The following is a 6,576-nucleotide window of genomic DNA, read 5'->3' as shown; positions in this document are numbered from 1 at the left end:
CAACTCTTTGCCGCAAATCCAAAGAATGAGTCGGCATTCCTTTCTCTCCTTCCTCTTGAATACCTGTACCCTATTTTAAATTAAAAGGCTGTAGCGTCCAACTCGATTCCTCAAGGGGGCAGGATCATTTTGGTTTTGGACTGCAGCTTTGCCGGTTGGGAATTGCTCCAACCACTCCGTTGAGCTCAGAGGGCGTTTGTGGTGCCCATCTGGGCAATGATTGGGCGGGAGAAGCGGCACCCCTATCAGGTTGGAGATGGCCTGTTGAGCATTCGCTCTATGCTGAGGGATATGTATAGACAAACTTCCTCTGCAACGGTACTTTACCCATGTCAGCCGCCTTCTCTTGGCCCTACCGCACCCCAGGGATCCCAGACTCTGCCTTTGAACGCATCCCAGGGATCCCGATGAGCCCTCGTGAGGTGCGCGTGTTGGTGCTAAGCCAGTTGCGCCTGGGAGAGAACCACTGCCTGTGGGATATCGGCGCCGGAACCGGCACAATTGCCATTGAAGCGGCTGTTCTATGCCCCAAAGCTCGCGTGATTGCCATCGAGCGAGATGCCGAGGTAGTCAGCCTAATCGAGAGCAATTGCGAGAAATTTGGCCTCACCAACGTGCAGGTGATTCAAGGTACTGCCCCCGATTGTCTGCAACACCTTTCTCCGGCACCGGATCGCATCTGCATTGAGGGAGGCCACCCCCTACGCGAGATCTTGGAAGCCTGCTGGAGCCATCTCAGCCCCAACGGGCGGGTCGTGGCGACGACCAACTCTTTGGATGGGCTCTACGGCCTTTCTGCCGGCCTGGCCGCTGTGCGGGCTCATCATGTGGAGGTGATTCAATCGGCGGTGAACCGCCTGGAACACCGCGGTCGGACTCAAATGCTGCTGGCATTGGATCCCACCTTTGTTTTAAGCGGAGAAAAAATGAGTTAAGTTTTATATGACCTGTTTACATTTTTTGGTAGATCTTTTCCCAAGGTGATGAATAAAAGCAGATTGGTCTGTCTCGAATGTCTTAAACTGGCAAAAAAGATTGGGCCACCACAAACCTTAAGCTATACTGATGTTTCTCGATCCCAAACTCAAATCTGCTTTTATACCAGATTAAGAGAGCTGGGAAACCCAAAAGCTATGGTTCAATTCCAAAACCCCTTTCAGGAATCACGGGAAGTCAGGCTGCGGCAACTGTTGATTCGAGAGCGCTGGCCAGAAATGCTGAAAGGCTGCCGGGCTTGCATCCATTGGGACGACTTCAAGCGACCGGAATGCTGCGGTGACTGCGGCATTGGCGATCGCCGTAGGCAAGCGGTAACCGAAGAAAGCCCACCCAGCAAGTCCCCAGGAATTTAGGGTTTCCCAAGCTTTCCAGAGGGGGATCCCAGCTCTTGTGGTGGTTTGTAGTAATTTTTACCTAGGGAGTTTTACCCAAAAATTGGGTCCCAAGCCCAGTCTTCACATCTGTCTGCAGCCAGAGCAAACCAGCAAGGTGGGGAGGCAACGAGCGCCTCTCGCAGGATTGTTATGTCGTTGCTCCCTAGCCTCTCATCGCGCCAGCGGGCCGGAGGCCTTTCGCGCCAGCGGGACGGAGTCCTTTTTTCGCCCCATTGGCCCTCTGCTTCAGCGTCTCAGGAGCAGCTCCCCAGCAACCTCCACGCAGGGATCCATGTTAATTTCTACACCAACATGGTTAGCGACAGGGTCGGCGACAAGCCTCAAACCCTGATTCTTCCGTTGACCCGGTCGATCCCGCTCTGGGCAAGGGTTTCAGGCCTCTCGGCAGAGAAAAATAAGGGGAAATTGCAGCCGTTCGCGCCAGCGGGACGGAGTCCTTAAACGAGACCCTGTCGATCTAGGCCCCTGGATCCCGCTCTGGACAAGGGTTATAGTCGGGGAGAGTCGCTTCCCTTCAGGGAAGTGGAATTAGTGGAATTAATGGAAACAATACGAAACTTCTCAATCACCAGTACCCCCATCATGCCCCACGCTAGGGGGTAGAACTTGGCACTGGCAAACCCTGCCTGCAGGGCCATTTGTCGTTGCTCTTCTCCAGAGGGAAAGCGATCTAGGCTGGGATCAATGTAGGCATATTCGGATCCCAGTCCCAAAGTTTTGGCCTGGGCAACCACCTGAGTGTTCAAGTACCAGCGCTGAAATTGTTCGCAAAGAGGGATCCCTGTGGGGCGGTGAAAATCCAAAATGGCGGCACGACGTCCTGGCTTCAGTACTCGCCTAATCTCTCGCAAGGCTTGGGGAATATCGGTTACATTGCGCAAGCCGTAGCCCATGGTAATGGCATCGAAGCTACTGTCGGGAAAAGGTAAGGCCAAGGCATCTCCCAAAACCCACTCCAGGGAGTAGCCAGGGAAGAGCCGGGAGCGACGCCGGGCAATCGCCAGCATGGCGGGAGAGAAATCTAGGCCCACCACATGTCCCCTTCGTCCTACTCGGCGGGCCAACTGCAGAGCCAGATCACCGGTTCCACAGCACAGATCCAGCACATATCCTCCTGAGCTGGCGCCCGACCAACGCACGGCCATACGCTTCCAAACCTGATGGAGGCCCAGGCTCAAGGTTTGGTTGAGGGAGTCATAGTGGGGAGCAATGCGGTCAAAAAGCGCTCGGATTTCCTCAGGCTGTTCAAAGGTTGGGCTAGGCACCTCTTCTCAACTCCACCTCATGTTCCCCGTACAAACTTTGTTGCTCCTGTTGCTCCGCAACGCTACGTGACCGGATCTGTGGTCTGAAGCTAAAGGAAGAGGGGTGTTACGGCGGCACTGGGATCCCACTGGCTCCCACTCGGTGGCGGCGGCTGGGGTAATCAGCCAAACTCAGGGACAGGGATCGGGATCCGGCTAGGCTCGAGGCTGGGATGCGGATGGTTCCCTGGAAGACTTGGCTATTGGGGGGCAGCTCCCCCGGCAAACCCTGGGTGAGCGCGTTGATTGACCGTCCATTGTCGTCAGTAATGTTCAGGAAGCTATAGAGAAAGCGCACCGTCTCTGCCGAGTTGTTTTGCATAGCTACATTCAGAACCACTTGGCTTCCCTCGCGACGAACCGAAAGCACCTGCATAGAGACCTGTCCACTGGCGGCAATTGGTAGGGGGGGCGGAGGTGGTGTGGGCGCCGGCGGGGCAGGAACTCCGTCCTGCTGACGCGGACGGGGAGGTGGAGGAGATGGAGTGGCGGGGCGAGGAGTTGGCGACGGGGCCGCCGCCAATTCAGGAGACAATCTGGGGGTGGGTGTTGGAGTGGGAGTTGCAACCGGGGTGGGTGTTGGAGTGGGAGTTGGGGACGGACGAAGGCTGGCTTCGGCTGCTGCAATTACCTCAGCCTCGTTCAGCAAAGGCACAGTACGGGGATCCCGAACTTCGCGGGAAGGAGAAGCCCGACCGGCGCCGGTGACGGGAGAAGAAACCCCCGATAGAGCTCGCTGACCAAATAGGTAGCCCAGACAAGCACTCAACACCGTTGTGAAGAGAAACGCGCTCGTCCAAAACAGCACCCCCGAGAATGTGGAGGCGAACTCCTGAGACGGTTTGGCCGGTCTACGCAAAGGCTGTTAACTCCTGCTGCTAGTTCGCTTTCCTATGATACGAAAGTGACAGAGAAGCTAGGGGTTCTCGACCGGGGCAGAGTTTTTGCGTTGTTGCTCATGGGCCTGTAGCGGGGCGCTGTCTAAGTTGGGCAGCCGCTCCCCCAGCCACCAACCCGGATCTTCCCAGCTCAGGGATCCCAGCCATTTCCCGGCCCGATCTGCCAAGACCAAGCCCAACAAAACGGGAGCAGTGGTGATCCCCAGCGCTAGGCTGAGCCAGAGCGGTTGAGGAGATCGAAAAGAGGCCGAAGCAGCCTTTTGTTCAGGCGAAGATATCGGCTTGGGATCTGTCATGGTCGAGCTTTTGAGCCTGAAGTACAGTCAGGTTATTCGAGATTGTTTTTTCAAGCGTAACCAACTCTCATCTTAGCCTGCGGGGAATTTCTCAAGTAGTTTCAAACAGCAAGAAGGCTTTGCTTGATCTGAGAAAGCCCTGACATTGCTTCCTGATCTAGTGGCCGACAGAGAAGAGGTGCTGCCTGGCGTATGGCTTCAAGGGGCCAATCCCACCAAGCAAGTTGGATAAGCCACTCGATCACTTCAGGTGCAAAACGGTAGCGAACCACCCTCGCTGGCACGCCCGCAACAATGGCATAAGGGGGGACATCTCGAGTTACCACAGCACCCATTCCAACAACTGCTCCATTTCCAATGGTTACCCCCGAGCGAATCTTAGCGCCATAGCCAATCCAAACATCATGGCCAACAACAATATCTCCGCGAGTTACAGGGTGCCCTTTCAAAGCACGAAGCTCTCGCCAGGAATCAGGTAAATGGGTGAAAGGGTAAGTAGTAACCCAGTCAGTATGGTGCTCGTACCCTACGAAAAAATGCACCCCTCCTGCAATCGAAGTGCAACGTCCAATCTTGACGCGGGATGACTCTCCCATCCAATGAAGGAAAAACTCATATCCGTAGCTTAGGGAGCCAATCGTGAGCAGAGGAAAAGGCTCTAAACCGGCGTGAGCAAAATAGGTTTTCTCTTCCAGCTGGGCAGCGTGCTCGATTCGGATGGGCATAGAGATTCAGCCTCAGGATTGACCGAGTACCACTCGGCTGAGGACTTCAGCAGGCTGTTGTCGAGGTTAGACTCAAACGTCAGTGGATTTCCATTCTACCCAATGGCGATTGTGCTGATCTGTGGCCCTGTGCGCTCTGGCAAAAGCCGGCTGGCAGAGGGTTTGGCTGCGGCTTCGGGCTTGCCGGTTGTCTACCTGGCTACCGGGCCGAAACCCGATCCCAAGACGGATCCAGAATGGGCAGAGCGCGTTCAACAGCACCGGCAACGGCGGCCTTCCAGTTGGCAGACTTGGGAAACCGGGAGGGACTTGGGGGCAGAACTGCAAAAGTTGCCCCAGCCCTGTTGTGCGCTGGTGGATTCGCTGGGGGGATGGGTGGCGCAGGGCCTAGACTGTCCCTCTTCAGAATGGGATCCCTTGGTGCAATCCTTCTTGGCAACCTTGCAAAGCCATAGAGGGGAGATCCTCCTGGTGTCTGAAGAAGTGGGCTGGGGGGTGGTGCCCGCTTACCCACTGGGGCGGCGGTTTCGGGATCGGATGGGGGAACTGACCCAAAGGCTGGCTCCCCTGGCCGACCAAGTGTTTTTGGTAACGGCAGGTTTTGCCCTGGATCTCACCCGTCTAGGGATCCCAGTGGCGAGCAAGACAGAGCAGAGCTGAGATAAGCTGCATTTGCAAGCCAGATAGCTGTGTTGCTGTGCCGATTACCCTTTACCTTCCTGCCAAGGCCATTCAAACTCTGGATCTCACCCCCGGCCATGAGCTGGTGAAAACCTTGATGGCCGATCCCGTGCGTGCTGCCCAGCAGGTGCAATGCGCCATCGATTGGCCGCGCAGCCCTGAGGATCCACGGGAGCTGTCCGAGATCCCGGAGGTGCGCCTGTGGTTTATTCGTTGGGATACAGTCTACCCCTGGATGCCCTACTTTCTCAATTGGCGCCAAGGAGAACTCGCCCGTTACGCGGCTATGATGGTGCCCCACCAATTCAACCCTCGGGAGGGCATTGTTTACAACCCAGAAGCGTTGGAGATCTTCGTCTATCAGAAGATCTTTGTGTTGATGCGGTGGTTTAAGCAGCAGAACCTGGGATCCGTCTCCATGCTGCGGGATATGGCTTTGGTGTTTGGCTTCGAGATCCAGCCGGAGTTTCTCGCCCTATGGGAGGCAGAGCCATGAAGGTGATGGTGGCCAACACCTGGCCGGGGATCCCGGGAGCTACGGCAGTGGCCGACGCTTGGCAGCAGGTGGTTCAACGCCCTTGGGGCCGGCTCAGAGTGGATCCCAACCCTTCGGAAGCTCAGCTAAAGGCCCTCTGGCAACAAATCTCCGAGTGGGCAGGAGAAAAAGATCCCCTACTGGTTTTGCCGGGCAGCGTTGCCGATCCCCTGGGGCCAGGCCAAACCTGGGCCGATCTGGCCCATGCGTGGGGGTTGAGCTTGCTGTTGACGTTGCAACGGGAGGCCGCCCTGAGCCAAGCTGCCGCTTTTGCCGCCCTGTTGCGCCAAGCCAAGGCCTGCGGTTTGGGGTGGGTGCTGATTGGATCCCTGACCGAAACTGGGGATCCCCAGGCTTTGGCAGAGCTGGATGCAGCTTTGATCCCACGCCTGGCAGCCCAAGTGGGAATGCCGGTGTTGGGGAGGATGGCTCCTGATGGCCAGATCCTTTGGGATACAGATGCCCTGCTGCTCTGTAATGCTGCCCAACCAAGGAACTGAGCGCCACCCACTGATCCCTGCGGCTCGAACCGTTCCTCTTCACTTGGAGGGTAGGCGAAACTTCATTCTTGTTGCTAGGGAAACCACAAAAAAATCCCCCAGACCAAGCTGGGGGATCCACCAATGCTGTTGAAGCGTCAGGTCAGGCCATCAGCCACGCACCGCAGGCGCTACCTCCACCGCCGCCAAATCCAGCGGGAAGTTGTGCGCATTCCGCTCGTGCATCACTTCCATCCCCAGGT

General features: G+C 56.6%; 9 protein-coding genes. 5 read left to right on the top strand and 4 right to left on the bottom strand.

What is annotated here, in order from left to right; all coding sequences use genetic code 11:
• Positions 1 to 329 precede the first annotated feature (329 nt).
• Both cbiT and ACVW0B_RS14090 read left to right on the top strand, forming a co-directional pair.
• Positions 330 to 935: a precorrin-6Y C5,15-methyltransferase subunit CbiT gene (gene cbiT / locus ACVW0B_RS14095; RefSeq protein ID WP_414332185.1), complete on the top strand. Its 606-nt coding sequence runs from the start codon at positions 330 to 332 to the stop codon at positions 933 to 935.
• 198 nt (positions 936 to 1,133) lie between these two features.
• The gene (locus ACVW0B_RS14090; protein ID WP_414332184.1) at positions 1,134 to 1,352 is read left to right on the top strand and encodes a hypothetical protein; all 219 of its coding nucleotides are present in this window, start codon (positions 1,134 to 1,136) and stop codon (positions 1,350 to 1,352) included.
• 530 nt (positions 1,353 to 1,882) lie between these two features.
• Here ACVW0B_RS14090 and ubiE read toward each other — a convergent pair.
• The 4 genes from ubiE to ACVW0B_RS14070 form a co-directional block, all read right to left on the bottom strand.
• Positions 1,883 to 2,659: a bifunctional demethylmenaquinone methyltransferase/2-methoxy-6-polyprenyl-1,4-benzoquinol methylase UbiE gene (gene ubiE / locus ACVW0B_RS14085; RefSeq protein WP_457491976.1), complete on the bottom strand. Its 777-nt coding sequence runs from the start codon at positions 2,657 to 2,659 to the stop codon at positions 1,883 to 1,885.
• 106 nt (positions 2,660 to 2,765) lie between these two features.
• A complete protein-coding gene (locus ACVW0B_RS14080; RefSeq protein ID WP_457491975.1) occupies positions 2,766 to 3,467 on the bottom strand; it encodes a hypothetical protein in 702 nt (233 codons plus the stop codon).
• 147 nt (positions 3,468 to 3,614) lie between these two features.
• On the bottom strand, positions 3,615 to 3,893 hold the full coding sequence (locus ACVW0B_RS14075; protein ID WP_414413326.1) for a hypothetical protein: 279 nt from the start codon (positions 3,891 to 3,893) through the stop codon (positions 3,615 to 3,617).
• A 101-nt stretch (positions 3,894 to 3,994) separates the two neighbouring features.
• Positions 3,995 to 4,618 (bottom strand): CatB-related O-acetyltransferase, encoded by a 624-nt coding sequence (locus ACVW0B_RS14070; protein ID WP_414399320.1) that lies wholly within the window; start codon positions 4,616 to 4,618, stop codon positions 3,995 to 3,997.
• 102 nt (positions 4,619 to 4,720) lie between these two features.
• Between ACVW0B_RS14070 and cobU the strand changes: the two genes are divergently transcribed.
• Genes cobU through ACVW0B_RS14055 form a run of 3 tightly spaced genes read left to right on the top strand, consistent with a single transcriptional unit; the run spans position 4,721 to position 6,334 of the window.
• Entirely contained in the window at positions 4,721 to 5,278 is a 558-nt protein-coding gene (gene cobU, locus ACVW0B_RS14065) for a bifunctional adenosylcobinamide kinase/adenosylcobinamide-phosphate guanylyltransferase (RefSeq protein WP_457491974.1), read from the top strand.
• Positions 5,279 to 5,315: 37 nt separating this feature from the next.
• Complete coding sequence (locus ACVW0B_RS14060; RefSeq protein WP_011432033.1) at positions 5,316 to 5,795, top strand: CRR6 family NdhI maturation factor; 480 nt, start codon at positions 5,316 to 5,318, stop codon at positions 5,793 to 5,795.
• Entirely contained in the window at positions 5,777 to 6,334 is a 558-nt protein-coding gene (locus ACVW0B_RS14055) for a hypothetical protein (protein WP_457491973.1), read from the top strand. The genes ACVW0B_RS14060 and ACVW0B_RS14055 overlap by 19 nt, the downstream gene beginning before the upstream one ends.
• Positions 6,335 to 6,576: the final 242 nt, after the last annotated feature.

It is taken from the genome of Thermostichus sp. MS-CIW-23 (assembly GCF_054059455.1).
The sequence above is the reverse complement of the archived record's forward strand: the minus strand, read 5'-3'. Positions and strand labels throughout refer to the sequence as shown.

Excerpts from the sequence above, each read along its gene's own strand:
- cbiT (WP_414332185.1), top strand. The coding sequence starts at position 330 with ATGTCAGCCGCCTTCTCTTGGCCCTACCGCACCCCAGGGATCCCAGAC.
- ACVW0B_RS14090 (WP_414332184.1), top strand. The coding sequence starts at position 1,134 with ATGGTTCAATTCCAAAACCCCTTTCAGGAATCACGGGAAGTCAGGCTG.
- ACVW0B_RS14075 (WP_414413326.1), bottom strand. The coding sequence starts at position 3,893 with ATGACAGATCCCAAGCCGATATCTTCGCCTGAACAAAAGGCTGCTTCG.
- ACVW0B_RS14070 (WP_414399320.1), bottom strand. The coding sequence starts at position 4,618 with ATGCCCATCCGAATCGAGCACGCTGCCCAGCTGGAAGAGAAAACCTAT.
- cobU (WP_457491974.1), top strand. The coding sequence starts at position 4,721 with ATGGCGATTGTGCTGATCTGTGGCCCTGTGCGCTCTGGCAAAAGCCGG.
- ACVW0B_RS14055 (WP_457491973.1), top strand. The coding sequence starts at position 5,777 with ATGGGAGGCAGAGCCATGAAGGTGATGGTGGCCAACACCTGGCCGGGG.